The organism is Streptomyces sp. NPDC047079, from assembly GCF_040643755.1.
Taxonomy (GTDB): Bacteria; Actinomycetota; Actinomycetes; order Streptomycetales; family Streptomycetaceae; genus Streptomyces.
Map to the genome: position 1 here is coordinate 438,791 of NZ_JBEYUZ010000003.1, position 25,324 is coordinate 464,114.

A 25,324-nucleotide genomic window follows, 5' to 3' on the forward strand; every position below is an offset into this window, starting at 1 on the left:
CCCGGCTAGAGGGGCGAGCGGGCCAGCACCACCAGATACGCCCCATGGACGAACGAGAGCCCGGCCAGGGCGCTCGCCACGACAGTGGCGTGCCAGGGCCGGGCTCTCGCCGTCCGTACCAGCGCCCGCGCCACCACGATCAGCAGCGGGAACGCCGGCACCAGGAAGCGTGGCTTGGACTCGAAGAACCCGGAGCCGCCGAGCGCGATAACCAGCAGCACGCCGCTGTAGACGACGAGCGGCAGCGGGGCGCGGTCCGCGATCAGCAGAGCGAAGAGCACGCCGCTCACCGCGACGATCACCAGGGCCAGCGGGAACAGCAGCCGGGTGCCGTGCAGCATCATGTGCTCGGTGAAGCGCAGCGAGCCGCGCCCGAAGTCGAAGCGGGAGCCCCACAGCCGCTGCACGGTGAAGTAGCCGCCGAGCGGATCGCCCCTGCGGTGGCCGACCCACACCACATAGCCGCACCACCCGAGGGGCGCGAGCGCCGCGCCCGTCCACAGCCTGTGGGAAACTCCGCGCCCGCGGGTCCGCCCCACCTCGTGCGCCGCCGCCGCGAGGACCGCCGCGGCCACCGCGCAGCCGTTGGGCCGGGACAGGCCCGCGAGCGCCGCCAGAGCTCCCGCCCACACCCAGCGCCCGGTCAGCACCGCGTACAGCGACCAGGCGGCGCACGCCGTCAGCACGGGCTCCGTGTAGGCCATCGACAGCACGACGGAGTGCGGCAGCAGGCCCCACAGCACGACGAGGACGGTGGCCACGGCAGGGCCGTGCAGCCGTTCGCCGAGCAGGTAGATCCCGTACGCGGCGACCGCGGCGGCCGTCCATGACACCAGCAGGCCCCCCGTGACGCCGTCGAGCGGGGTGAGCGTGGTGACGGCGCGGACCAGACCCGGATACAGCGGGAAGAACGCCAGGTCGCTGTGGACGCCGGTGCGGCCCCGCTGGGTGAGTCCGTAGCCGTGGGCGGCGATCCGCAGGTACCACACGGAGTCCCAGGAGTGGCCGAGCAGAAGCAGGGGGTGCTTGCCCGCGGACCGGGCGACGAGGGCGAGCACGAGGGCGCCGCACAGCCGAGTGGTGAGGAACAGCCCGAGGGCCGTCGCGGCCGTCGTCGGCAGCCGCCGGCCGGCCCCGGACGGACGGACACGGTCGCTGTTCCGTGGACCCCGCGCGGTGGGGGCCGGGATGGTCCTGACGTCGGTCACATCGGAACCATGCGTCCATCAAGCGCGATTTGCGAACCTCGCGCGGCCATGAGGGGGACGAATTCCCGCGTACGGCGCGCCCCCGACCGATGGTCCGGGGCGCGCACACAGGGGTGAGCCCGCCCGGCGGGCTGCGGGTCAGTCGGCCAGGGACTTCAGGCGCCGGACGGCCTCCTCCAGGACATCGGTGCGCTTGCAGAAGGCGAAGCGGACGAACGGGGCGCCGGCCTCCCGGTGGTCGTAGAAGACCGCGTTCGGGATGGCGACGACTCCCGCGCGCTCGGGCAGGGCACGGCAGAAGGCGAAACCGTCGCTCTCGCCGAGGGGGCGGATGTCGGTGGTGACGAAGTACGTGCCCGCGGGCCGGAACACCGCGAAGCCCGCCTCCGTGAGCCCGGCCGCGAGCAGGTCGCGCTTGGCCCGCAGATCCGCCCGGAACTCCTCGAAGTACGTCTCGGGAAGCGCGAGCGCCTCGGCGACGGCGTACTGGAACGGCCCCGACGCCACATACGTCAGGAACTGCTTGGCCGAGCGCACCGCCGTGACGAGCCCCGGTGCCGCCGTCACCCAGCCGACCTTCCACCCCGTGAAGGAGAACGTCTTCCCCGCCGACGAGATGGTGACGGTCCGCTCGCGCATGCCGGGGAAGGTCGCGAGCGGCACGTGGTCCGCATCGTCGAACACCAGATGCTCGTACACCTCGTCCGTGACGACGAGCAGATCCCGCTCGACGGCCAGTTCGGCGATCGCGGCCAGCTCCTCGCGGGTGAGCACCGTGCCGGTCGGATTGTGCGGGGTGTTGATCAGCAGCAGCCGGGTGCGATCGGTGACGGCGTCGCGCAGCTCGTCCAGGTCCAGGCGGAAGCTCGCGCCCCCCTCGTGGTGCGGCCGCAGGGTGACCGGCACGCGCACCCCGCCCGCCATCGCGATGCAGGCGGCGTACGAGTCGTAGTACGGCTCCAGCGCGATCACCTCGTCGCCGGGCTCCAGCAGCGCCAGCAGGGCCGCGGCGACGGCCTCGGTCGCGCCCGCGGTGACCAGCACCTCGGTGTCGGGGTCGTACCCGAGGCCGTAGCGCCGCCGCTGGTGTGCGGCGATGGCGGTGCGCAGCTCGGGGACGCCGGGACCCGGCGGGTACTGGTTGCCGCGCCCGTCGCGCAGCGCCCGCACGGCGGCCTCGCGGATCTGCTCCGGGCCGTCGGTATCGGGGAAACCCTGACCGAGGTTGATGGATCCGGTCCTCAGGGCGAGGGCCGACATCTCGGCGAAGATCGTCGTCCCGAACTCGGCGAGCCGGCGGTTGAGGAAGGGGCGCGCGCTGGAGGTCATGGCCGCCATCCTGCGCCGAAGCTCTGGACTTCCTCAACTCTGCTTTGGCCGCCGGAACGCGAGGGCATCCCCCGTGCACCCGGGAACACGGAGGGGCCCGCCGGGGCCGCCCGGGGATACGAAAGGGGGACGAGGTCATGATCCTCGGCATCGCTCTGGTGATCGTCTGCGTCGGTCTCGTGGTGAGCCTCGTGGTGAACGGCCGCAGGCGCGGACGGAAGGCGGGGCCGCGACCGGTGGCCCGGAAGCGGGGGCTCTCGCGGAACAACAGCGACAGCGGCGCCGGCTGGTGGGCCGCCGGATCCGCGGGCGACTCCTCGTCGGGCGGCCACCACTCCGGCGGACACCACTCCTGCGGCGGGGGTCACTCGTCCTGCGGGTCGTCCTGTGGGTCCTCATGCGGTGGGGGCGGATGCGGCGGGGGCAGCTGACAGGGGGGCGGCCGGGCTCCACGGGGCCACGCATCCGGGGTCGCGTGTGCCCGCCGGGAGACTCTCCCGGCGGGCACACGCGCGGGGGCCGTAGCGAGATGAGGGAACGGTCACCCGACCGAGGGAGCGCCCGGATGCGTGCCGTCCGCATCGTCCACGGCCGCGCGCCCGGCCGTGAGCCGCGGAGGCGCATTAGGCGGCCTCGCCAATGCCCCTGGCGTACGCCGTAGTTGAACAGTTGCTCTGTGGAGCCCTCGGGGGGATGGAAACCGGGCGGTCTTGGGTAAAAACGCTGTGGCGGCGCCACAGTTCATGATTCCCTTTCAACCATCGAAGCAGCCCGCGGACGCCCTTCGGACACCTGTCCCGCAGGCGTCCTCCCCACCGGGCCAACCGGACGTACCACCCGACTGGCCGAGCCGGCCTCGTCCGCCGGCGCCACGACCGGGGTGCGCCGGACCCCACTCCTCACTTTGCGTGCTAGCGGAGCCGATCCATGCTCACGACCCTGAACACCTCCTACACCGACACGCGTGCGGCCGACCTCGCCTGGACCCTGGGCCGCGAGCCGCTGCCCGCGCTCGCCACACTCGACCTCGAACTGTCGGGGACGCGGCTTCAGTTGAGACTTCTCGGCGCGTCCCACCAGGTACTTCTCGAGGAGGAGCGGGGCATCTGTTCGGAGACGGTGGCGTGTATCGCGGGCTCCAGCGCCCCGCTGCCCCTGGGTGTCGCCAAACGGGTCGGCGACTGGGAGTACGAGTTCGCGGCCCGGGTCGAGGTCCTGTCGCCCGGCTCCTTCGCGGGCCGCGCCCAGGAGTTGCTGGCCCTGGTGTCCGACCATCCGCACGGCCTGGCGGGCGTCTTCCCCGGCAGCCCGCACGCATTCACCGCGATGCTGGCCCACCACCACGAAGGCCAGGTCCACTGGCGGACCTGGCACGCCTACCCGCAGGACGGCCAGCTGGTGGCGACCCGGACCCGGGTCGGGGTGAAGACGCCGGCGTCGCGAACCGACGGCACCCCGTCACGGCTGAGCCCCTCCGATGTATGAGGGGGCAACAGTTCCACACGTGTGGGTGACAAAGCCCGCCGCGAGCCTGACGTACCGTTCCCACCGTGATCGAACCGCACGCGCCCGCACCACCCGGCGCGCCGCGCCCCTGGGCCGAGGGCGGCCAGGCCCAGGCGCGACTGCCCGTACGCCCCGGCACCGGACGGCTCCTCGTCCTCGCCGGGGTGTTCGTCTGCGCAGCGTGCGGACTCGTGTACGAACTCGAACTGGTCGCGCTCGCCTCGTACTTGATCGGCGACTCGGTCACCCAGGCCTCCGTCGTGCTCTCGGTGATGGTCTTCGCGATGGGCGTCGGCTCGCTCGCCGCGAAACGGCTCCGCTGCCGCGCCGCCGCCGGTTTCGGCGCGATCGAGGCGGCGCTCGCGCTCGTCGGCGGCTCGAGCGCCATGGCCCTGTACGCGGTCTTCGCCTGGACCGGTGACTGGGGCGGCGTCTGGTCCGGCGGCCCGCGCTGTCTGCTGGTCGGCTTCTCGCTCGCGATCGGCCTGCTCATCGGTGCCGAGGTACCCCTGCTGATGGAGCTGATCCAGCGCATCCGCCGCCAGGACGCGGGCGGCGCGGTCGCCGACCTCTTCGCCGCCGACTACGTGGGCGCGCTTGTCGGCGGCCTCGCGTTCCCCTTCCTGCTGCTCCCTCATCTCGGCCAGGTCACCGGCGCGCTGCTCACCGGCGCGGTCAACGCGGTCGCGGGCGGCGCCCTGGTGCTCGGCCTGTTCCGGCGGGACCTGAGCCGCCGCGGCCGCCTGCTTCTGCTGGCCGCCAATGGGGTCGTGCTGGTGCTGCTCGGCACGGCGGCCGTCCTGGTGGACGACTTCGAGCGGGCCGCCCGTCAGGCGGTGTACGGGGCCCAGGTCCGTATCGCGCTGCGCAGCGGAGTCCAGGAGGCGGTGCTCACCGGCGGCACCCGGGGCCGCCCCCTGGACCTCTTCCTCGACGGCCGGCTGCGGGTGAGCGGCAGCGACGAGCGTCTCTACCACGAGGCGCTCGTGCACCCCGCGATGAGCGGCGGACCGCACGCCCGTGTGCTCGTCCTCGGCGGTGGCGACGGACTCGCGGCGCGCGAGGTGCTGAGCCGGCCGGGGGTGCGGCGGGTCGACGTGGTGGATCCGGACCCGGGGGTCGTCCTGCTGGCCCGACGCGACCGCGCCCTGTCCGCGCTGAACGGCCATGCCTTCGCGGACCCGCGCGTCCGGGTACGCACGGGGGACGCGTTCTGCTGGCTCAGGCACACCCGGCAGACCTACGACGTGCTGATCGCGGACCTTCCGGACCCGGGCATCGCGGCGAGCACGAAGCTGTACTCACAGGAGTTCTACGGTCTGGCCCGTCGTGTCCTCGCGCCGGGTGGCCGGCTGGTGGTGCACGCGGGCCCGGTGACCGCCCGCCCGCGCGTCTTCTGGACGGTCGAGGCGACGGTCCGGGCGGCGGGCCTGCGCACGGTCCCGTACCGGGTGCCCGTCACCGCCCCGCACACCGCGGGCGGCCCGGACCGTGCCTCGGGCCTGTCCGAGGCCCCGCGCGACTGGGGTTTCGTGCTCGCCGCCCGTACCCGCCCGGCCCTGACCCTGGACCGGGGAGGCCCGGACCTGGCCGGGCTGACCCGGGCGTCCCTGCGGGCGGAGGCGCGGGAGGCGGAGCGCACCCGGATGCCGGGCCTGCCGCCGTCGACGCTGCTGCACCCGAGATACACGCGCTGAGCCTCCGGTTCCTGCCCGGCCGTATGAATCCCGGGATGTACGGGTGCGGTTCGGGTCGCGCTGGGTAGGCTCGGCAGACATGGAGCATGAGGTGTTCGTTCCGGTTCCGGCCGATCGGCTCGGGCGGGCGCTGGCCGATCCCGCCCGGGTGGCCCGCGCGATCCCCGGCCTGCAGCAGGACGCCGGTACGGAACCCGTGGCGGGCCGTCTCAAGGTGCGGATCGGCGGCCACACGGTCACCTACCGCGGCACTCTGCGGATCGTGGGGCAGGACGACGACTCGTACCTGGTGGAGGGCGAGGCCACGGAAGCCCGTGGCACCGGCGCGGTGAAGCTGTCCCTGTCCGTGCGCCTGCGCCCGGCCGAGGGCGGCAGCACGGTCCTGTTCACGGGGACGGCCACGGGGGACGGCAGGATCACGGAACTGCCCGCGGACGCGGTGGCGTCGGCGGGGGCGCGGCTGCTGGGCAGGTGCGCGGAGAACCTGGGGGCGGCCGAGGAGGGCGCGGAGGGCGCCGCGCAGACACTGGCCGAGGCGGCCTCCGCGGGGCCCGGCGCCGAGGTGTTCGAGGAGACGGCGGAGGAAACCGCGGCGGAGACCGCGGAGGGGGTCTCCTCGGAAGCCGTGGCTCCCTCGGTTTTCGACGCCGAGATCCCGCCGTCGTCCCTCGACCCTTTCGCGGACGACGAGGCCGGCTTCGCGGACGACGAGGCCGGCTTCGCGGGCGACGACGAGCCTCCGGCAGAGGCGGCGCACGCCCGGCGCACGATGATCGGCCGCAGCGCCGAGGAAGTCGACCACGCGCCCCCGCGGGGCCGCTACGCGCCCGTCCCGGCACCGGAGACCGTGACGGCCACCGCCACCCTGCGCTGGGCCGCCCCGGCGGCGGCCCTGCTCGTGGCCACGGCCATCGTGGCGGGCCGCCTCCTGCGCCGCCGCCGCTGACGCAGACACCCTGTCGATCGCGGAAGTCACGCCCTGTCGACCGGGAACGTCACGCCCTCTTGATCCGGGAAGTAGGGTCGGCCTCGTGAGTAACGACGAGATCACGTTGGCCGCGGGAGACGCGGAAGTCGTGCTGGCGCCGGGGAACGGCGGGCGGGTGCGGAGCCTGCGCGTCGGCGGTGCGGAGCTGCTGCGGCAGGGTGAGCGGTACGGGTGCTTCCCGATGGTCCCCTGGTGCGGACGCATCCGGGACGGTATGTTCCGCGACGGCGGCACCGTCCACCGGATGCCCCTCAACGCCCCGCCGCACGCCATCCACGGCACCGCCCGGGACGGTGCCTGGCACGTGGCCCGCGCCGAGCAGGACGAGGCCGTCCTCACCTACGACCTGGTCGCCCCCTGGCCCTACCCCGGCCGCGTCACCCAGCTCGCCGCGCTCACCGGTGACTCCCTCACGCTGACCATGTCGGTGGAGACGTACGAGTCCTCGTTCCCGGCCCAGGTCGGCTGGCACCCGTGGTTCAACCGCACCCTCGGCGGGGAGGACGCACGTCTCGACTTCGTCCCCGCCTGGCAGGAGGAGCGCGGCGAGGACCACCTGCCCACCGGCAACCGCGTCGACCCGAAGCCCGGTCCCTGGGACGACTGCTTCGGCATGCCCGGCGGCGTCGACGTCACCCTCACCTGGCCGGGGCGGCTGGAACTGCGGGTCACCAGCCGCGAGGAGTGGGTCGTGGTGTACGACGAGCAGCCGGAGGCGGTGTGCGTGGAACCGCAGACCGGCCCGCCGAACGGTCTCAACGCCCTTCCGCGCCTGGTCACCCCCATCGAACCGCTGGAGGCGACGACGACCTGGAGCTGGCGCCGCCCTTAAGCTGGCTGGCATGAGTGACGTACGCGGTGAGCTGTTGCAGCAGATCAAGGACAAGGCCGTGGTGCACGGCAAGGTGACCCTGTCGTCGGGCAAGGAAGCCGACTACTACGTCGACCTGCGCCGCATCACGCTCGACGGGGTGGCCGCCCCGCTGGTCGGTCAGGTCATGCTCGACCTGACCGCCGACCTGGACTACGAGGCCGTCGGCGGCCTCACCCTGGGCGCCGACCCGGTGGCCACCGCGATGCTGCACGCCTCCGCCGCGCGCGGGAAGACGCTCGACGCGTTCGTCGTCCGCAAGGCGGGCAAGGCGCACGGCCTTCAGCGGCGTATCGAGGGCACCGAGGTGGCGGGCCGGCGCGTGCTGGCCGTCGAGGACACCTCCACCACCGGCGGCTCGGTACTGACCGCCGTCGAGGCGCTGCGGGAGGCCGGTGCCGAGGTCGTCGCGGTCGCCACGATCGTGGACCGCGCGACGGGCGCGGCCGAGGCGGTCGCCGAGAAGGCGGAGGTGCCGTACCTGTTCGCGTACTCCAAGGACGAACTGGGTCTGGACTGAGGCAGGCGTTTTCCACAGGCTGGAGAGGGTGTCCGATGCATCCGGCTCCGTCTGCAAAGATGGGGCCGACGATGACGTCACTCCCTAGGTCAGGGCCGTAAGTACGCAGAACGCAACCCGCACAACAAGGAGCGGACAGATGCCCATCGCAACCCCCGAGGTCTACAACGAGATGCTCGACCGGGCGAAGGCAGGCAAGTTCGCCTACCCGGCCATCAACGTGACGTCCTCCCAGACCCTGCACGCGGCCCTGCGCGGTTTCGCGGAGGCGGAGAGCGACGGCATCGTCCAGATCTCGACGGGTGGCGCCGAGTTCCTGGGCGGTCAGTACAAGAAGGACATGGTCACCGGCTCCCGGGCCCTCGCCGAGTTCGCGCATATCGTCGCCGAGAAGTACCCCGTCAACGTCGCGCTGCACACCGACCACTGTCCGAAGGACAAGCTCGACGGGTACGTACGCCCGCTGCTGGCGATCTCCGAGGAGCGCGTCAAGGCCGGTCAGAACCCGCTGTTCCAGTCCCACATGTGGGACGGCTCGGCGGAGACCCTCGCCGACAACCTCAAGATCGCGCAGGAGCTGCTCGAGCGCGCCCGCGCCGCGAAGATCATCCTCGAGGTGGAGATCACCCCGACCGGCGGCGAGGAGGACGGCGTCTCCCACGAGATCAACGACTCCCTCTACACGACGGTCGACGACGCGATCCGTACGGCCGAGGCGCTCGGCCTCGGCGAGAAGGGCCGCTACCTGCTGGCCGCGTCGTTCGGCAACGTGCACGGCGTGTACAAGCCGGGCAACGTGGTCCTGCGCCCCGAGCTGCTGAAGGAGCTGAACGAGGGCGTGGCCGCCAAGTTCGGCCTGGCGGCCGGCAGCAAGCCGTTCGACTTCGTCTTCCACGGCGGCTCCGGCTCCACCGAGCAGGAGATCCTGACGGCGCTGGAGAACGGCGTGGTCAAGATGAACATCGACACCGACACGCAGTACGCCTTCACGCGTCCGGTCGCCGACCACATGTTCAAGAACTACGACGGCGTCCTGAAGGTCGACGGCGAGGTCGGCTCCAAGAAGGCCTATGACCCGCGCACCTGGGGCAAGGTCGCCGAGGCGTCGATGGCCGCGCGTGTCGTCGAGGCCTGCGGCCACCTCCGGTCGGCCGGCAACAAGATCAAGTAAGCGGCGGGTTCCGCGGCTTTCCGCGGTCTCGCAGGGGCCCGGCACCGGCGCGGTGCCGGGCCCTCGCCCCTCTGGCCCTGACAGGGACGACGCGGGATGATCCCTCCATGGCTGTCACCGCGCGAGAGGCCCCCGCCATCCGGGTGCGTTCCCGGCAGGGCAGATGGGTCCTCCTGACGACCGTGCTCGGCTCCAGCATGGCGCTGCTGGACTCGACCGTCGTCAACGTCGCCCTTCCCCGTATCGGCCGCGACCTCGACGCGAGCCTCGCCGCTCTCCAGTGGACCGTCAACGCGTACATGGTCACGCTGGCCGGACTGATCCTCCTCGGCGGTGCGCTCGGCGACCGCTTCGGCCGCCGCAAGATCTTCGTCCTCGGGGTGGTGTGGTTCGCGACCGCCTCCCTGCTGTGCGGCCTCGCCCCCAGCTCGGGCGTCCTCATCGCCGCCCGCGCCCTCCAGGGCATCGGCGGCGCCCTGCTGACCCCCGGCTCCCTCGCCATCATCCAGGCGTCCTTCCACCCGGACGACCGTGCGCGGGCGGTCGGCCTGTGGTCCGGCTTCGGCGGAATCGGCGCCGCCGTGGGCCCATTCGTCGGCGGCTGGCTGGTGGACGGGCCCGGCTGGCGCTGGGTCTTCCTCCTCAACGTCCCGCTGGCGCTGCTGTGCGCGCCCATCGCCCTGCGGCACGTCCCCGAGTCCGCCGACGGAGGCGGGCACGGCCGCTTCGACGTCCTGGGCGCCGCCCTCGGCGCCCTGGCCCTCGCCCTGGTGACCTACGCCCTCATCGAGGCCGCCTCCGGCTCCCCGGCCGTGCCCGTCACGGCGGTCGCGGGTGTGGCCGCGGGCATCGCGTTCGTCTACGTCGAAAAGCACCGCTCCGACCCGATGGTGCCGCCCGACATCTTCACCTCCCGGCACTTCACGGTCATCAACCTGGTCACCCTGTGCATCTACGCGGCCTTCGGCGGTTTCTTCTTCCTCACCGCCCTCCAGCTCCAGGTGGTGGCGGGCTACTCCCCGCTCCGGGCCGGCACGGCACTGCTGCCCGCCACCCTCCTCATGCTTGTGGGCTCGGCCCGCTCCGGCGCCCTGGCCGAGCGCATCGGACCGCGCATCCCGCTCACCGTCGGCCCGTTGCTGTGCGCGGCGGGCATGCTGCTGATGCTGCGGGTCGGCAAGAACGCCTCGTACATGACGGACGTCCTGCCCGCCGTGGTGGTGATGGGAGCGGGCATGGTCGCCCTGGTCGCCCCGCTGACCGCCACCGTGCTCGCCTCGGTGGACACCGCCCGGGCCGGCCTGGCCAGCGGCATCAACAACGCGGCGGCGCGGGCGGCCGGGCTGTTCGCCGTGGCCGCGCTGCCGCTGCTGACCGGGATGGGGCCGGAGGCGTACCGCTCGGCGGACGCGTTCGACGCCGCCTTCCGCCGTGCGATGCCGCTGTGCGCGGGTGTCCTGGTGGCCGGGGCGGTGCTCGCCTTCGCGACCGTGCGCCGCCTGCGGGCCGGCTGCCCGCACCCCGAGTGCCGCACGAACGTCAGCGTGACGGCCCCGCCCCTGGAACCGCCGCGCGGAACCGGGACTTCCAGCGCGGATCGGACGTCGTGACGGTGTGCCTGGCACGGCCGTTGTCGATCACGGTCGATGCCTCACACTGGAACCCATGACCCTTCACCAGAACCTCCTCGGGGGCCCGCCCCCGACCCACCTGCCCGACGACCCGGAGCCGCGCGAACTCCTCGCGAACGGCGTGGCGCCCGCCGAGGTCGCGGCCCGGTACCCGGCCTCCTCGCTGGCCTGGGCACAGCTGGCCGACGACGCGTTCGAGCGGGACTCGGTCGTCGAGTCGTACGCCTACGCCCGTACGGGTTACCACCGGGGCCTGGACGCCCTGCGCCGCAGCGGCTGGAAGGGCCACGGGCCCGTCCCCTGGGAGCACGAGCCGAACCGCGGCTTCCTGCGCGCCCTGCACGCCCTCGCGCGCGCCGCGCACGCCATCGGTGAGCAGGAGGAGTACGAGCGCTGCACGCAGTTCCTGAAGGACTCCTCGCCGAGCGCGGCCCAGACGCTCGGCTAGTGCCGCTGCCGCACCAGCGGTGAACGAGTGGGTCGAGGCCCGCCTGTGACCAGGCGGGCCTTGCGGGGGCCGGGTGCCTCGCGCAGGATGCGAATGGGGACCGGGGCTCCCGTGCCGGCACGGCAGGGGCGGACCGCTACCCGGAGTACACACAGGAGACAGCGATGTCCCACCAGGCTCATCAGTCCCACCAGACTCAGGAGCCCGAGACCCCGCATCTCGACTTCCAGGGCACGACGCCGTACGAGGACTACGTCAAGGCGGACGTGCTCACCCACCTCCAGCAGACCCTCTCCGACGACCCCGGAGAGATGGTCTTCCTGGTCACGACCCAGGTGATGGAGCTGTGGTTCACCGTGATCGTCCACGAGTGGGAGACCGCGGCGCGCGCCCTGCGCGAGGACCGGGTGCCGGTGGCGATCGACGCGCTGAAGAGGTCCGTACGGGAGCTCCAGGCGCTGAACGAGTCCTGGCGGCCCCTCGCGCATCTGACGCCCGCACAGTTCAACTCCTACCGCTCGGCCCTCGGTGAGGGCTCCGGCTTCCAGTCGGCGATGTACCGCCGCATGGAGTTCCTGCTCGGCGAGAAGTCCGCGTCCATGCTGGTCCCGCACCGGGGCGCACCGCGTGTGCACGCCGAACTGGAGAAGGCGCTGCACGAACCGAGCCTGTACGACGAGGTGCTACGGCTCCTCGGGCGGCGCGGGCACGCGGTCCCGGAGGCGGTGCTGCGCCGTGACGTCTCCCTGCGCTACGAGCCCTCCGAGGAGGTGGAGGCGGCGTGGGCCGCCCTCTACTCCGGGGACCCGGAGGACGAACTCGCCCGGCTGGGCGAGGTGCTGACCGACGTTGCGGAGCTGGTGTGGCGCTGGCGCAACGACCATCTGCTCGCCACCCGGCGCGCGATGGGCGCCAAGGCCGGCACAGGCGGCTCCGCCGGGGTGGCCTGGCTGGAGAAGCGGGCGCAGAAGAACGTGTTCCCCGAGCTGTGGACGGCGCGGTCCCATGTCTGACCTGACCGAGAAGGCGAGGGAGCTGGACGCGGCCGACGACCTGGCCGCGCTGCGGGCGAGGTTCGTCCTCGACGAGACCGTGTACCTGGACGGGAACTCGCTGGGCGCGCTGCCGGCGGCCGTGCCGGGCCGGATGGAGGACGTCGTCCGCAGGCAGTGGGGAGCGCTGCGGATCCGCTCCTGGGACGAGAGCGGCTGGTGGACCGCGCCGGAGCGGATCGGCGACCGGATCGCCCCGCTGGTGGGGGCGGCGCCCGGGCAGATCGTGGTGGGCGACTCGACCAGCGTCAACGTCTTCAAGGCGGTGGTGGCCGCCGTGCGCATGGCCGCGCGGGACGGGGACGGCCGGGACGAGATCCTGGTCGACGCGACGACGTTCCCGACGGACGGCTATATCGCCGCGTCGGCGGCGAGGATGACCGGGTGCACCCTGCGCCCGGTGGCCCCGGCCGAGGTACCGGGCGCCCTGACCGGCCGTACGGCGGCGGTGCTGCTCAACCATGTCGACTACCGCACGGGCCGGCTCCACGATCTGCCCGGCCTGACGGCGGCGGTGCGCGCCGCGGGCGCGGTGGCGGTGTGGGACCTGTGCCACAGCGCGGGCGCCCTGCCCGTCGGCCTGGACACGCACGGCGTCGACCTGGCGGTCGGCTGCACCTACAAGTACCTCAACGGCGGCCCGGGAGCACCCGCGTACCTGTATGTGCGGCGGCAGGTGCAGGACCGCTTCGACTCCCCGCTGCCGGGCTGGAACTCGCATGTGGAGCCGTTCGGCATGCGGAGCGCCTACGAACCGGCGGCGGGCGCGCCCCGCGGCCGGGTCGGCACCCCGGACATCCTGTCCATGCTGGCCCTGGAGGCGGCGCTGGAGGTGTGGGACGGCGTGTCGATCGACGCGGTGCGCGCCAAGTCCCTGGCGCTCACGGACTTCTTCCTGGAGTGCGTGACGGCCTACGTTCCCGAGGGCCGGGTGGAGTCGCTGACTCCGGCGGCCCACGCGGAGCGCGGCAGCCAGGTCGCGCTGCGGTGCGAGGGGGCCGGTGACGTCATGAGGCGGCTGATCGCGAGCGGTGTGGTCGGCGACTTCCGGCCGCCGGACATCCTGCGCTTCGGGTTCACACCGCTGTACGTGGGCTTCGCGGACGCGGAGCGAGCGGCCCGGGTGCTGGCGGAGGTGGTGGCCTGACCCTCGGGTGACACAGGCCGTCCGTCCGGGGCCGTTCCGGCGGCCCCGGACGGGAAACCCTCGGTCCTCACCGAGCGTCACAACCCCGCGCCGACGCACGCCACCCGCCTGATACCGTCCCCGCCAACGGCCGATCACCTCCCGGCCATCGCGTACGCATCCGTTTCGCCGCTGAGAGGTTGGAGCATGCCGGACGACGCCGCCCCCCGCGATCCCGCAGAGCCGGACGACGCGTCCGCCGCGGAGGAGGCGTCCGCCTTCTCACATCCGCCGGTGGAGCCCGACGCCACCGCCGCCTACGGCGACCACCCCGACCAGGTGATCGACTTCTACGCTCCCCGTGAGGCGGACCCGGCCGAACCGGCGGCGGGCGCCGCGCCCCTGGTCGTCGTGCTGCACGGGGGCGCGTGGCGGGCGCCCTACGACCGCCGGCACATCACCCCGTTCGCGGACTTCCTGGCCCGCCGAGGCTTCGCCGTGGCCAACGTCGAGTACCGCAGGGGCTCGCTCATCCCGTCCCAGGCCGACGGCACCGAGGGCACGGGCGGCGGCACGGGACCGGTGGCGGGACGCTGGCCGGACACCTTCGACGACGTCGCGTCCGCGCTCGACGCGCTTCCGGCGCTCGTACGGGAGGTGCTGCCGCAGGCCGACCCGCGCCGCACGGTGATCACCGGCCACTCCGCGGGCGGCCACCTCGCGCTGTGGGCGGCGGCCCGGCATGTGCTGCCTCCGGACGCCCCCTGGCGCACGGACCGCCCGGCTCCGCTGCGCGGGGTCGTGGCGCTCGCCCCGATCGCGGACTTCCACATCGCCGACAAGCTGGAGGTCTGCGGCGGAGCGGCCGCCCAACTCCTTGGTGGACCAAGCGTGTTCGCCGAGCGCCGCCCGTACGCGGACCCGGCCCTGCTGCTGCCGACCGGCATCGCCACGACCCTCGTCCAGGGCCGCACGGACATCGTGGTCCCGCAGGCCGTCGCCGAGTCGTACGCGGAGGCGGCGGCGAAGGCGGGCGAGGTCGTGGGCCTCACGCTGCTCGAGGACGTCGGCCACTTCCCGCTGATCGACCCGGCGGCGGACGCCTGCGCCGTCGTGGCGGAGGAGATCGCCCAGCTGGCGTGGTAGCCGCCGGGCCCCGCCCCTGTCATACCCGTCATACCTGAGATACCTGAGGGCCGGTTCCCGTCGGGGTACTGAATCCGGCCCCCCGGGGCCGAGGCGGGTCCTGCCCGTGGTGGCGCCCGTAGTACTTGAGACGGATCCCGGAGGACCCCCCTCACTGGTGACGACCGCGTCCCCTTCCCGGGCCTACCTTCTTCACGTGACCGAGACGACCCAGACGCAGACGACGCCGGACGACGCGTTCCGCCCGTACACGCCGCGCAGCCCGGAGTACCGGGCGGCCGTGGAGGCCCTGCGCGGGCTGCGGCAGGACCTGTTCCACGACGCGTTCGCCTACCGCCCGCTGCCACCGAGGAGCTCCGTGGGCCCGCTGGGCAGGCGACTGTCCGGCCGGATGCGGGGATACGCCACCTGGAGCCGGCACATCGCGGTGGCGGCAGCCGGAGTGTTCGCCATGCTGGTCGGCCTGTCAGCCGGCGACGGGGGCGTGACCGGGCCGCTGTGCGCTCTGCTCGCCCTGGTCCCCGTGCTGATGACGCTGGTCCGCCCGGTCGGGGCGTTCTGGCTGTCCCTCGCGGCGACCACGGCCTCGGCCTTCGTGGGCTCCTACTGGAGCGCCTGGCCGTGGCCGCCCGGCAGCTTCGTCTCCCACCTGGCGGTGCTGACGGTGGTGGCGATACGCACCCGGCCGCGCACGGCGGCCTGGATGTGGATGGGCACCGCCGCCTACGCCTCCGTCGCCGAGGGCCTGTTCGGCTGGGACCACTACGGCGGCGACACCCCGGCCATGCTGGTCGTCTCCGCCTTCGCCCTCCTGGCCGTCACCGTCTGGCACGTCCGCCGGGACGCCGAGCAGGAGGTGACCGCCCAGCAGACCGAGACCGCGCACGAGCGCTCCCGCCGCACCCTGCTGGAGGAGCGCACCACGATCGCCCGTGAGCTGCACGACGTGGTCGCCCACCACATGTCGGTGGTCGCCATCCAGGCGGAGGCCGCGCCCTATCGGGTCGAGAACCCGCCGCCGGAGCTGGAGAAGGCCTTCGCAACCATCCGGGAGAACGCGGTGGCGGCCCTCACCGAGCTGCGCCGTGTGCTGGGCGTCGTACGGGCGGAGGACTACGAGGCCCCCGACGCCCCGCAGCCCACCCTGGCCGACCTGGACGCCCTGCTGGCGAACGTGCGGGAGGCCGGACTGACCGTGGAGAAGGTGGTCACGGGCGCGGTGCGGGAGCTCCCGCAGGGCGTCGAGCTGTCGGCGTACCGCATCGTCCAGGAGGCCCTGAGCAACACCCTGCGGCACGCTCCGGGCGCCACGGCCCGTGTGGAGCTCGGCTATGTGCTCGGCGGGCTGGGCCTGCGCGTGGTCAACGGCCCGGCGTCGCACGTCACGCTGAAGAAGTCGACGCACGGCGCGGGGCACGGCATCACGGGCATGCGCGAGCGGGTCTCGATGCTGAACGGCCAGATGACGGCGGGGGAGACGGACGACGGAGGGTACGAGGTGGCGGTGTTCCTGCCGGTGAGCGCGGCGGAGGAGGCCGCGTGACCGGGGGCACCATCCGCGTGCTGATCGCCGACGACCAGATGATGGTCCGGGAGGGCTTCTCGGTGCTGCTCGGGGCGATGCCGGACATCGAGGTCGTCGGGGAGGCGGTAAACGGCCGGGAGGCGGTCGAGCGGGTCCGCGAACTGACCCCGGACGTCGTGCTGATGGACATCCGCATGCCGGAGCTGAACGGAATCGAGGCGACCCGGCAGATCGTCGCCGCGGACGGCTCGGCGAAGGTGCTGGTGCTGACGACGTTCGACCTGGACGAGTACGTGTACCAGGCGCTGCGGGCGGGAGCCTCCGGCTTCCTGCTGAAGGACGCGTCGGCTCGCCAGCTCGCCGACGGCGTGCGGGTGGTGGCCTCCGGTGAGGCCCTGCTGGCGCCCTCGGTGACCAAGCGACTGATCGCGGAGTTCTCGAAGCTGTCCGACAAGCCGCGCCTGGCCGCCACCGCGCAGGCGGCGTACGGGGACCTGACCGACCGGGAGACGGAGGTGCTGGTGCTGATCGCGCAGGGGCTGTCGAACGCGGAGATCGCCGAGCGTCTGGTGGTCGCGGAGTCGACGGTCAAGACCCACGTGAGCCGCATCCTCGTGAAGCTGGGCCTGCGGGACCGCACCCAGGCGGCGGTGTTCGCGTACGAGGCGAGGCTGGTGACCCCCGGGTGACCCGGCCGGGGGCGGGCGGCCGGCGGGGTCACCTCTGGTCAGAGGAGGGCGGACCGGGCTAGCGTCCGGACATGGCCGCTCCCTCCGACCTCGCGTTCGACCCGTGGGCCCCGGCGTTCGTCGCCGACCCGTACCCCGCCTACGCCGAGCTGCGCGCGCTCGGCCGCGTGCTCTACTACGAGCCCACCGACCAATGGCTGGTGCCGCACCACGCGGACGTGTCGGCGTTGCTGCGCGACCGGCGCCTGGGCCGGACGTATCGGCACCGGTTCACCCACGAGGACTTCGGCCGGACGGCGCCGCCGCCCGAGCACGAGCCGTTCCACACGCTCAACGACCACGGCATGCTCGACCTGGAGCCGCCGGACCACACCCGCATCCGGCGGCTGGTGTCGAAGGCGTTCACCCCGCGGACGGTTGAGCAACTGGTGCCGTATGTGCGGGGGCTGGCCGGTGAGCTGGTGTCCCGGCTGGTGGAGGCGGGCGGCGGCGACCTGCTGCGGGATGTCGCCGAGCCGCTGCCGGTCGCGGTGATCGCGCAGATGCTGGGCATCCCGGAGGCGGACCGCGCGCAGCTGCGGCCCTGGTCGGCGGACATCTGCGGGATGTACGAGCTGAACCCGTCGCAGGAGACGGCGCGGAAGGCGGTGCGGGCGTCGGTCGAGTTCTCCGCGTATCTGCGGGAACTGATCGCGCGGCGGCGCAAGGAGCCGGGGGAGGACCTGATCTCGGGTCTGATCGCGGCCCACGACGAGGGGGACCGGCTCACCGAGCAGGAGATGATCTCCACCTGTGTGCTGCTGCTGAACGCGGGGCACGAGGCGACGGTCAACGCCACGGTGAACGGCTGGTGGGCGCTGTTCCGCCACCCGGACCAGCTGGCGGCCCTGCGCGCCGACCGCTCGCTCGTCCCGTCGGCGGTGGAGGAGCTGATGCGCTACGACACCCCGCTCCAGCTCTTCGAACGCTGGGTGCTGGACGAGATCGAGATCGACGGCACCACCGTCCCGCGGGGCGCGGAGATCGCGATGCTGTTCGGCTCGGCGAACCATGACCCGGCGGTGTTCGACGCCCCCGAGGAACTGGACCTGACCCGCCGGGACAACCCGCACATCTCCTTCAGCGCGGGCATCCACTACTGCATCGGCGCGCCCCTCGCCCGTATCGAGCTGGCGGCGTCCATGACGGCCCTGCTCGAGCTGGCGCCGACGCTGCGGCCGGCGGCGGAGCCGGAGCGCAAGCCGAACTTCGTCATCCGGGGTTTGGAGGGGCTGAGCGTGGAGGTCGGCTGATCACCCGATCGGCTGATCATGTGGGCGATCCGGGTCGATGGCCACCGGTGGCTCGACAAGCTGGTGCCTGCCTGCGAAGGGGGGCACCATGACGGTTATGGCAGATCGCGCGTCGTCTCAGATGCCGGTGGACTTGTTCGAGCGCATCGCCGAATTCGCCGCCCGTGAGGACGAGACCGTCAGGTTCGAGCTCATCGACGGACGGATCGGACTCAAGAAGGTGACGAACGGCAATCACGGCGCGATCATCATGTGGCTGAACCGTCAGTGCATGCAGGCCCGGCCCGGACTCGACTTGAACCCCTTGCAGGGGCTGAAGGTGGAGGCGTACCGCAAGGGCCGGGCCCTGCCTGATGCGGTGCTTGCTCCTGTCGATCACTTCGTCGGCCAGGGCGACTGGGCTGACCCCCATGGGGTGCTCATGGCAGTCGAGGTCACGCCATACGACTCGGACACGCACAATCGCGACCGTGTGGAGAAGCCTCGGGCTTACGCGGAAGCGGGGATCCCGGTCTACCTGTTGATCGACCGGGACAACCTCTCGGTCCTGGTGCACAGTGACCCCGGCCCCGAGGGCTGGTACCGGGACATCCACACGGTGACGATGGGCGGCAAGGTCAGACTGCCGGCCCCCGTCACCATCGATCTGGACACCGAAGAACTGAAGAAGTACGCCGACTGAAGCCCTCAGCCCGCCACATCCCGCCTGCGCAGGCCTACCAGCCCCCCGGCCACCAGCACCACCGCGATCCCGCCCAGCGCGAGTACCGGCCCCCACGCCATCTCCCCGCCCGGCAGCTTCGGCAGATGTCCGAAGGGGGAGAGGTCCAGCACCGCCTGCGGGAGGTCCATGGCGGGCCCCACCCAGCCGATCAGGAGGGCCGCGCCCGCCACGCCCCACGCCGCCGCCGCACCCCGCGGCAGCGCGCCGTACAGCAGGACCGCCAGGCCGCCGATCACCCACACCGCCGGGATGTGCACCAGGCAGGCGCCCAGGATCGGGCCGACCTCCTTGCCGTAGCCGGCGGCGAAGCCCAGGCCCGCCAGCAGCATGATCAGCGCGGCGCCGCCGAAGGCGATCACCAGATGGCCGGTGGCCCAGCGCAGCCGCCCCACCGCGTTGGCCAGCACCGGTTCCGCCCGCCCCGAGCTCTCCTCGCCGCTCAGCCGCAGCACCGACGCGACGATGTAGAGAGCGGCGACCAGGCCCATGAGGCCGACCATCGCGGCGAGGAACGCATCGGTGAGGCCCGACTGTCCGCCCATGCGCGAGAAGATCTCCCGGGCCTTGTCGTTGTCGCCGACCAGCTTCGCCGCGCCGTCGGTCATCCCGCCGTAGACGACCCCGGCGAGGAAGAAGCCGAGGCTCCAGCCCAGTACGCTGCCGCGTTGCAGCCGCCAGGCCAGCGCGCCCGCCGAGCCCAGGCGGCCCGTGGCGGGGCCGGGCCGCACGCTCAGAAACGCCATGCCGATGTCCCGGCGTCCGGCGAGGGCGTATGCCACCCCGCACTGGACGAGGACCGCCGCGGCGAAGAGCGCGAGCACCCACCACCGTTCGCGCGCGTAGGGCCGCAGGTGCTCCAGCCAGCCGAGCGGGGAGAGCCAGGTCAGTACGGACGAGCCGTCACTCGTCGCCGCATCGCCCGCCGCGCGCAGGACGAAGGCGGCGCCCAGCGCCCCGGCCGTCAGCCCGCGGGCGAGCCGTGCGCTCTCGGTGAGCTGCGCGACGATCGCCGCCATCGTGGCGAAGAGCATGCCGGTGCCGCCGATCCCCAGCCCCAGCGCCACCGCCCCCGCGGGCCCCTGCCCGGCCAGCCCGGCCGTGATCGCCAGCGCCAGGACGGCGTTCGCGACCACCGCCGTGAGCAGTGCCGCCGTCAGCGGGGCGCGCCGCCCCACCATCGCCGAGGAGATCAGTTCCTGCCGTCCGCTCTCCTCCTCGTCCCGGGTGTGCCGTACGACGACGAGCACGCTCATGATGGCGGCCAGCAGCCCTCCGTAGACGCCGATGCGCCAGGCGGTGAGCGCACCGAGCGACTGGCCGAAGACCGGCCCGACCATCGCGCGCAGTGAGCTGTTGGCGGCCATCTGGTCGGCCAGGTCGGCGCGTTGGGCCGCCGTGCCGTACAGGCCCTTGAGGGTGCCCGGCATCGACAGCACCATCAGGGCATCGACCGCGACCCACGCCGGGATCATCAGCCGGTCCCGGCGCAGGGCGAACCCCAGCAGCGTTCCAGTGGCGGCCAGGGGGCGGGATCCCCCGGACCGTACGGCGGCGGGGGCGGACGCGGCGGCGGTCATCGGACGGCCTCTTCCCGGAGGTCGTCCTCGTAGTGCCGCAGGAACAGTTCCTCCAGGGTCGGCGGGGTCGACGTCAGGGACCGCACCCCGCTCTCGCTCAACGACCTGAGGACCGCGTCCAGTTTGTCGGTGTCGACCTGGAGCCTGATCCGGTGTCCGTTGACGTCGAGGTCGTGGACGCCGGGCAGACGGGCCAGCCCGTCGGGAGGTCCGGCGAGTTCGGCGCTGACGCTCGTACGGGTCAGATGGCGCAGGTCGGCGAGGGAGCCGCTCTCCACCGTGCGGCCACGGCGGATGATGCTGACCCGGTCGCAGAGTTCCTCGACCTCGCTGAGGATGTGGCTGGACAGCAGGATGGTGCGGCCGCGGTCGCGTTCCTCCTCGACGCACCGCTGGAAGACCTCCTCCATCAGCGGATCGAGGCCCGACGTCGGCTCGTCGAGGATCAGCAGGTCGACGTCCGAGGCGAAGGCGGCGACGAGGGCGACCTTCTGCCGGTTGCCCTTGGAGTAGGTCCGCCCCTTCTTCGTCGGGTCCAGTTCGAACCGCTCGAGCAGCTCCGCCCGGCGCCGCCGGTCGAGTCCCCCGCGCAGCCGGCCGAACAGGTCGATGATCTCGCCGCCGGAGAGGTTGCGCCACAGGGTGACGTCCCCGGGGACGTAGGCGACCCGGCGGTGCAGGTCGACGGCGTCCGTCCACGGGTCGCGGCCGAGGACCTGGGCGGCGCCGGAGTCGGCGCGCAGCAGGCCGAGGAGAACCCTGATGGTGGTGGACTTCCCGGCGCCGTTCGGGCCGAGGAAGCCGTGGACCTCTCCGGTCTCGACGTCCAGGTCGAGGCCGTCCAGCGCATGTGTCCTGCCGAACGACTTGTGCAGTCCGGAGACGGTGATGGCCTTCGTCATGCTTCGGAAGGTACGCTTCTTTCAGAAATTTGTGAAGTTAAGGAAGCCTATGAAGTGTCGCTAGACTCGGTGTCGGCGCTGACCAGGGGAGTGATCCAAGGATGACGGAGCCGAAGACGGTCGAACGGGATCCCGAGGAGGTCTCCCGGTTCGTGGAGCACTTCGCGGCCCAGCTCGTCGAGGCGGGCGTACCGCGTATGCCGGCCCGGGTCTTCGGGGCGCTGCTCGCCTCCGACGCCGGCACCCTCACCTCGGCCGAACTGGGTGAGCAGCTGCGGATCAGCCCCGCCGCGGTGTCCGGGGCGGTGCGCTATCTGGCGCAGGTGCACCTGGTGTCCCGGGAGCGGGAGCCGGGTTCGCGGCGGGAGCGGTACCGGGTGCACAGCAACCAGTGGTACGAGGCGCTCACCAACCGCGAAGCGATCATCAAGCGCTGGGAGGAGGCCCTTCGGGAGGGTGTCACAAGCCTGGGCGCCGACACCCCGGCGGGCCTGCGGCTCGCGGAGACCCTCGCCTTCTTCGAGTTCGTCGAGGGAGAGATCGAGGCGATGATGGAACGCTGGCGTGTGCACCGGGACAGGACGTTCGGCCGGGACTCCTGAACCAGAGCCGGCGGCACGACCGGCGTCAGGGCTCCCGAGGGACAAGCTACGAGGAGGCGGGCACCGTGAGCGCCCAGGCCCCCTCCCACACCGTCCATGTCCGCCTCCGCACCGGCCCCGCAACCACAGCGTCCGCCCGGTAGCGGAAGTCCGCCCCGGACACCGTCACGGTCCGCCCCCGCGCCTCCAGCGGTGCCGCATCCGCGCCCACCGACACCGGCCGCACCTCCACGACCGCCGCCCCGGAGGAGTCCGGCGTCACCGACAGCCCGGCCACCGGCTGGTCCAGATCCACCAGCGTCACTCCGTCGACCTCGACCCGCAGCCGCGACGGTCCGGGTCCGGGCGGGGAGGCGAGCCGGGGCGGGCGGGCCAGCGTCCGCACCAGCGACTGGCGCACCCGCAGCCACGACCGCACGGACGAAGCGTCCTCACCGAGAGGCGCCCCACGGCGCTGGGACGGAACGGCGGGCACGGACGGTATCCGCAGATCCCCGAGCACCACCCCGTCACTGTCGTCCACCAGCAGGTCCAGCCGCCGCTGCGTCCCGTCCAGGACGGCCCGGGCCGCCGCCACCGTCCCCGTCGGCACCCCCAGGGTCCGTGCCAGCGACTGCACGGCTCCGACCGGCACCAGCGAAAGCCCCGTGGTGGCCAGTTCCCGCCGTCGGTGCAGCAAGGTCACCGCGCGCAGAAGTGTCCGGTCGTCACCCACGACCACCGGCCGCCGCGACCCCCGGCGGTCGAGTGCCCGGGCGAATTCCTCCGGACCGTCAGGGAGGCAGACCTTCGTCGCCGCACCCGCGCTGAGCACGTCTTTCGCGATCCGTACCGACTCACCGTCGCTGTGACGGGCGACCGGGTCGATCACCACGAGGAGCTGGTCGGAAGTCGCCACCTCGGTCCTGCCTCGCTTCCTCGGGTAGCATCTTTGTGCAAGAGCCCCTTGCGCTATTGCGCCAGGGGCTTCGTCTATTCCGGGGCATCCGGTCCGACGGTTTGCGGCCAATGACGGTCGCGGTGCACACGGCGGTGAACCCTCCGCGTGCGCCCCTGACCCTGGACATGCCCCGCCCGGAAGGGGTGTACGCGCGTGCCCGCACTTGTGCTGCTCGGTGCTCAGTGGGGTGACGAAGGCAAGGGGAAGGCCACCGACCTGCTCGGTGGCTCGGTGGACTATGTAGTGCGCTACCAGGGCGGCAACAACGCCGGCCACACGGTGGTCGTCGGAGACCAGAAGTACGCACTGCACCTCCTCCCTTCCGGAATTCTGTCGCCCGGATGTACGCCCGTCATCGGCAACGGCGTCGTCGTCGACCCGTCGGTCCTGCTCTCCGAGCTGAGCGGTCTGAACGAGCGTGGCGTCGACACGTCCAAGCTCCTGATCAGCGGTAACGCGCACATCATCACGCCGTACAACGTCACCATGGACAAGGTGACGGAGCGCTTCCTCGGCAAGCGCAAGATCGGCACCACCGGCCGGGGTATCGGCCCGACCTACGCCGACAAGATCAACCGCGTCGGCATCCGAGTCCAGGACCTGTACGACGAGTCGATCCTCACCCAGAAGGTGGAGGCGGCCCTCGACGTCAAGAACCAGATCCTCACCAAGCTGTACAACCGGCGCGCGATCGCCGTGGACCAGGTGGTCGAGGAACTGCTGGGCTACGCCGACAAGATCAAGCCGTACGTCGCCGACACGGTCCTGATCCTCAACCAGGCGCTCGACGAGAACAAGGTGGTCCTGTTCGAGGGCGGCCAGGGCACCCTGCTCGACATCGACCACGGCACGTATCCCTTCGTGACCTCGTCGAACCCGACCGCGGGCGGCGCGTGCACGGGCTCCGGCGTCGGCCCGACGAAGATCGGCCGGGTTATCGGCATCCTGAAGGCGTACACCACCCGCGTCGGCTCCGGTCCCTTCCCGACCGAGCTGTTCGACGAGGACGGCGAGGCCCTGCGCCGCATCGGCGGCGAGCGCGGTGTCACCACCGGCCGTGACCGCCGCTGCGGCTGGTTCGACGCGGTGATCGCCCGCTACGCGACCCGGGTCAACGGCCTGACGGACTTCTTCCTCACCAAGCTCGACGTGCTGACCGGCTGGGAGCGGATCCCGGTGTGCGTGGCGTACGAGGTCGACGGTGAGCGCGTGGAGGAACTCCCCTACTCCCAGACGGACTTCCACCACGCGAAGCCGGTCTACGAGTACCTCCCGGGCTGGCAGGAGGACATCACGAAGGCCAAGACCTTCGCCGACCTCCCGAAGAACGCCCAGGGATACGTCAAGGCCCTGGAGGAGATGTCGGGCGCCCCGATCTCGGCGATCGGTGTGGGCCCGGGCCGCGACGAGACCATCGAGATCAACTCGTTCCTGTAAGTCCCTTCCGTCCCTGTCCCGTTGGGCCGGTCATGGACATCCTTGACCGGCCCATGGGCTGCACCCGGTCGGACCACTCCGGCCTACGACACCGCCGCCGGGGTCGACTACGAGATCGACGTCGCGCAGCCGGAGGGGTCGCGGATCAAGAACCTCACCTACAAGGGCGCTCCGGTCGCCGACGACCAGGTCTTCGTCGTCGCCGTGCAGTCGGGGCAGTCGGCCGGCAGACCGAGGCAGAGATGCAGCGACGTGCTCAGCCTGCGGTAGAGGGACGCCTGCTCGGTGGCGTCCTCGGGGCCCTCCAGTGGCGGGGTGAAGGCGTACGGCAGAGCAGTGGTCAGCACGGCGAGTGTCGCTGTGTTCCGCTCGGGGCCTCGCGGCAGATGCCCGGTCACATGCTCGGTCAGCCACTGCCAGGCCGTCTCGTGCCATACGGTGGTCGGCCGCAGCACGGCCGTGTGCGCCAGTGTGGGCTCGGTCCGGGCCATCGCTCCCACGACGGGGTGCTCCCGCAGCAGACGGGTCGCGCGGAGCACGACGCGGATCGCGAGACACCCCGGCGGCAGTAGCGGGCCCGGTACGTCACGGGCCAGCTGGAGCAGGTGCTTCAGCTCGCCCAGCGTGGCGTTCCGGATCAGTGCCTGGGGGTCGGCCCAGTTCCGGTAGATGAACGTCCGGTTGGTGTCGGCCAGGCGGGCGATGTGCGCGACGCCGGCGCGCCGGGGACCGTACTGGGCCAACGCGTCCAGCGTCGCGCGATAGACCGTCGCCATCCCCGGCGGTGCGATGTGGCGGGAGAAGTCGCTCATGCCGATCAGGATGCGGCCGGGGGGAGGTGGGTGTCCGGAAAAAGTGTGACGGGTTCTCCGAAAGTGTCACGCTTTTTGACGGATGGGGTGTCCCAGGCGGCGAGGAAGGCGGCCCAGTCTTCACCGGAGAC

Annotated in this window: 23 protein-coding genes and 1 pseudogene; 18 read left to right on the forward strand and 6 right to left on the reverse strand. The window is 72.3% G+C overall.

Features of this window, described 5'->3' with window-relative positions; all coding sequences use genetic code 11:
* Positions 1-5 precede the first annotated feature (5 nt).
* Together ABZ823_RS06850 and ABZ823_RS06855 are read right to left on the reverse strand one after the other, a co-directional pair.
* Positions 6-1,121 carry a hypothetical protein gene (locus ABZ823_RS06850; RefSeq protein ID WP_361654791.1) on the reverse strand — a complete coding sequence of 372 codons (1,116 nt, stop codon included), beginning with the start codon at positions 1,119-1,121 and terminating at the stop codon, positions 6-8.
* 225 nt (positions 1,122-1,346) lie between these two features.
* A complete protein-coding gene (locus tag ABZ823_RS06855) occupies positions 1,347-2,546 on the reverse strand; it encodes a pyridoxal phosphate-dependent aminotransferase (RefSeq protein WP_361654637.1) in 1,200 nt (399 codons plus the stop codon).
* Between the two features lie 918 nt (positions 2,547-3,464).
* Here ABZ823_RS06855 and ABZ823_RS06860 point away from each other — a divergent pair.
* From ABZ823_RS06860 to ABZ823_RS06930, 15 genes are all read left to right on the forward strand, one after another.
* A complete protein-coding gene (locus ABZ823_RS06860; protein ID WP_361654639.1) occupies positions 3,465-4,022 on the forward strand; it encodes a DUF2617 family protein in 558 nt (185 codons plus the stop codon).
* A 65-nt stretch (positions 4,023-4,087) separates the two neighbouring features.
* Positions 4,088-5,740, forward strand: coding sequence for a polyamine aminopropyltransferase (locus ABZ823_RS06865; protein ID WP_361654641.1), 1,653 nt, complete (start codon positions 4,088-4,090; stop codon positions 5,738-5,740).
* A 79-nt stretch (positions 5,741-5,819) separates the two neighbouring features.
* Positions 5,820-6,686, forward strand: a complete 867-nt coding sequence (locus ABZ823_RS06870) for an SRPBCC family protein (protein ID WP_361654643.1) — start codon at positions 5,820-5,822, stop codon at positions 6,684-6,686.
* 85 nt (positions 6,687-6,771) lie between these two features.
* The gene (locus ABZ823_RS06875) at positions 6,772-7,560 is read left to right on the forward strand and encodes an aldose 1-epimerase (protein ID WP_361654646.1); all 789 of its coding nucleotides are present in this window, start codon (positions 6,772-6,774) and stop codon (positions 7,558-7,560) included.
* Positions 7,561-7,570: 10 nt separating this feature from the next.
* A complete protein-coding gene (pyrE, locus tag ABZ823_RS06880; RefSeq protein ID WP_361654649.1) occupies positions 7,571-8,119 on the forward strand; it encodes an orotate phosphoribosyltransferase in 549 nt (182 codons plus the stop codon).
* A 139-nt stretch (positions 8,120-8,258) separates the two neighbouring features.
* A complete protein-coding gene (gene fbaA / locus ABZ823_RS06885; RefSeq protein WP_361654652.1) occupies positions 8,259-9,290 on the forward strand; it encodes a class II fructose-bisphosphate aldolase in 1,032 nt (343 codons plus the stop codon).
* Positions 9,291-9,397: 107 nt separating this feature from the next.
* Positions 9,398-10,900 (forward strand): MFS transporter, encoded by a 1,503-nt coding sequence (locus ABZ823_RS06890; RefSeq protein WP_361654655.1) that lies wholly within the window; start codon positions 9,398-9,400, stop codon positions 10,898-10,900.
* Between the two features lie 55 nt (positions 10,901-10,955).
* The gene (locus ABZ823_RS06895) at positions 10,956-11,369 is read left to right on the forward strand and encodes a DUF3151 domain-containing protein (RefSeq protein WP_361654658.1); all 414 of its coding nucleotides are present in this window, start codon (positions 10,956-10,958) and stop codon (positions 11,367-11,369) included.
* A 164-nt stretch (positions 11,370-11,533) separates the two neighbouring features.
* Positions 11,534-12,382 (forward strand): tryptophan 2,3-dioxygenase family protein, encoded by an 849-nt coding sequence (locus tag ABZ823_RS06900; RefSeq protein ID WP_361654661.1) that lies wholly within the window; start codon positions 11,534-11,536, stop codon positions 12,380-12,382.
* Entirely contained in the window at positions 12,375-13,568 is a 1,194-nt protein-coding gene (gene kynU, locus ABZ823_RS06905) for a kynureninase (protein ID WP_361654664.1), read from the forward strand. Before ABZ823_RS06900 ends, kynU begins: the two co-directional genes overlap by 8 nt.
* A gap of 186 nt (positions 13,569-13,754) precedes the next feature.
* Entirely contained in the window at positions 13,755-14,693 is a 939-nt protein-coding gene (locus ABZ823_RS06910) for an alpha/beta hydrolase (protein ID WP_361654667.1), read from the forward strand.
* 196 nt (positions 14,694-14,889) lie between these two features.
* Positions 14,890-16,236: a histidine kinase gene (locus ABZ823_RS06915; RefSeq protein ID WP_361654670.1), complete on the forward strand. Its 1,347-nt coding sequence runs from the start codon at positions 14,890-14,892 to the stop codon at positions 16,234-16,236.
* Positions 16,233-16,907, forward strand: a complete 675-nt coding sequence (locus tag ABZ823_RS06920) for a response regulator transcription factor (protein WP_361654673.1) — start codon at positions 16,233-16,235, stop codon at positions 16,905-16,907. Before ABZ823_RS06915 ends, ABZ823_RS06920 begins: the two co-directional genes overlap by 4 nt.
* A 71-nt stretch (positions 16,908-16,978) precedes the next feature.
* Positions 16,979-18,199 (forward strand): cytochrome P450, encoded by a 1,221-nt coding sequence (locus ABZ823_RS06925; RefSeq protein ID WP_361654676.1) that lies wholly within the window; start codon positions 16,979-16,981, stop codon positions 18,197-18,199.
* A gap of 88 nt (positions 18,200-18,287) precedes the next feature.
* On the forward strand, positions 18,288-18,881 hold the full coding sequence (locus ABZ823_RS06930; RefSeq protein WP_361654794.1) for a Uma2 family endonuclease: 594 nt from the start codon (positions 18,288-18,290) through the stop codon (positions 18,879-18,881).
* Between the two features lie 5 nt (positions 18,882-18,886).
* Here ABZ823_RS06930 and ABZ823_RS06935 read toward each other — a convergent pair whose 3' ends face one another.
* Entirely contained in the window at positions 18,887-20,500 is a 1,614-nt protein-coding gene (locus tag ABZ823_RS06935; RefSeq protein WP_361654679.1) for an ABC transporter permease, read from the reverse strand.
* Complete coding sequence (locus ABZ823_RS06940) at positions 20,497-21,402, reverse strand: ABC transporter ATP-binding protein (protein WP_361654682.1); 906 nt, start codon at positions 21,400-21,402, stop codon at positions 20,497-20,499. Before ABZ823_RS06940 ends, ABZ823_RS06935 begins: the two co-directional genes overlap by 4 nt.
* Before the next feature lie 101 nt (positions 21,403-21,503).
* On the opposite strand from ABZ823_RS06940, the gene ABZ823_RS06945 reads away from it, so the two are divergent.
* Positions 21,504-22,004 (forward strand): MarR family transcriptional regulator, encoded by a 501-nt coding sequence (locus tag ABZ823_RS06945; protein ID WP_361654685.1) that lies wholly within the window; start codon positions 21,504-21,506, stop codon positions 22,002-22,004.
* A gap of 46 nt (positions 22,005-22,050) precedes the next feature.
* On the opposite strand, the gene ABZ823_RS06950 is transcribed toward ABZ823_RS06945, so the two are convergent.
* Entirely contained in the window at positions 22,051-22,902 is an 852-nt protein-coding gene (locus ABZ823_RS06950) for a diacylglycerol kinase family protein (protein ID WP_361654688.1), read from the reverse strand.
* Positions 22,903-23,097: 195 nt separating this feature from the next.
* Here ABZ823_RS06950 and ABZ823_RS06955 point away from each other — a divergent pair, with 195 nt between their 5' ends.
* Positions 23,098-24,381: an adenylosuccinate synthase gene (locus tag ABZ823_RS06955; protein ID WP_361654691.1), complete on the forward strand. Its 1,284-nt coding sequence runs from the start codon at positions 23,098-23,100 to the stop codon at positions 24,379-24,381.
* An 84-nt stretch (positions 24,382-24,465) separates the two neighbouring features.
* Positions 24,466-24,588 (forward strand): annotated as a pseudogene (locus tag ABZ823_RS06960) (5'-nucleotidase C-terminal domain-containing protein); the annotation flags it as partial.
* On the opposite strand, the gene ABZ823_RS06965 reads toward ABZ823_RS06960, so the two are convergent.
* A complete protein-coding gene (locus ABZ823_RS06965; RefSeq protein ID WP_361654694.1) occupies positions 24,540-25,193 on the reverse strand; it encodes a hypothetical protein in 654 nt (217 codons plus the stop codon). The pseudogene ABZ823_RS06960 and the gene ABZ823_RS06965 sit on opposite strands and share 49 nt — an antisense overlap.
* Positions 25,194-25,324: the final 131 nt, after the last annotated feature.

Coding starts and splice junctions, on each gene's coding strand:
- ABZ823_RS06855 (WP_361654637.1), bottom strand. CDS start 2,546: ATGGCGGCCATGACCTCCAGCGCGCGCCCCTTCCTCAACCGCCGGCTC.
- ABZ823_RS06860 (WP_361654639.1), top strand. CDS start 3,465: ATGCTCACGACCCTGAACACCTCCTACACCGACACGCGTGCGGCCGAC.
- ABZ823_RS06870 (WP_361654643.1), top strand. CDS start 5,820: ATGGAGCATGAGGTGTTCGTTCCGGTTCCGGCCGATCGGCTCGGGCGG.
- pyrE (WP_361654649.1), top strand. CDS start 7,571: ATGAGTGACGTACGCGGTGAGCTGTTGCAGCAGATCAAGGACAAGGCC.
- fbaA (WP_361654652.1), top strand. CDS start 8,259: ATGCCCATCGCAACCCCCGAGGTCTACAACGAGATGCTCGACCGGGCG.
- ABZ823_RS06890 (WP_361654655.1), top strand. CDS start 9,398: ATGGCTGTCACCGCGCGAGAGGCCCCCGCCATCCGGGTGCGTTCCCGG.
- ABZ823_RS06895 (WP_361654658.1), top strand. CDS start 10,956: ATGACCCTTCACCAGAACCTCCTCGGGGGCCCGCCCCCGACCCACCTG.
- ABZ823_RS06900 (WP_361654661.1), top strand. CDS start 11,534: ATGTCCCACCAGGCTCATCAGTCCCACCAGACTCAGGAGCCCGAGACC.
- kynU (WP_361654664.1), top strand. CDS start 12,375: ATGTCTGACCTGACCGAGAAGGCGAGGGAGCTGGACGCGGCCGACGAC.
- ABZ823_RS06910 (WP_361654667.1), top strand. CDS start 13,755: ATGCCGGACGACGCCGCCCCCCGCGATCCCGCAGAGCCGGACGACGCG.
- ABZ823_RS06925 (WP_361654676.1), top strand. CDS start 16,979: ATGGCCGCTCCCTCCGACCTCGCGTTCGACCCGTGGGCCCCGGCGTTC.
- ABZ823_RS06930 (WP_361654794.1), top strand. CDS start 18,288: ATGACGGTTATGGCAGATCGCGCGTCGTCTCAGATGCCGGTGGACTTG.
- ABZ823_RS06935 (WP_361654679.1), bottom strand. CDS start 20,500: ATGACCGCCGCCGCGTCCGCCCCCGCCGCCGTACGGTCCGGGGGATCC.
- ABZ823_RS06940 (WP_361654682.1), bottom strand. CDS start 21,402: ATGACGAAGGCCATCACCGTCTCCGGACTGCACAAGTCGTTCGGCAGG.
- ABZ823_RS06945 (WP_361654685.1), top strand. CDS start 21,504: ATGACGGAGCCGAAGACGGTCGAACGGGATCCCGAGGAGGTCTCCCGG.
- ABZ823_RS06965 (WP_361654694.1), bottom strand. CDS start 25,193: ATGAGCGACTTCTCCCGCCACATCGCACCGCCGGGGATGGCGACGGTC.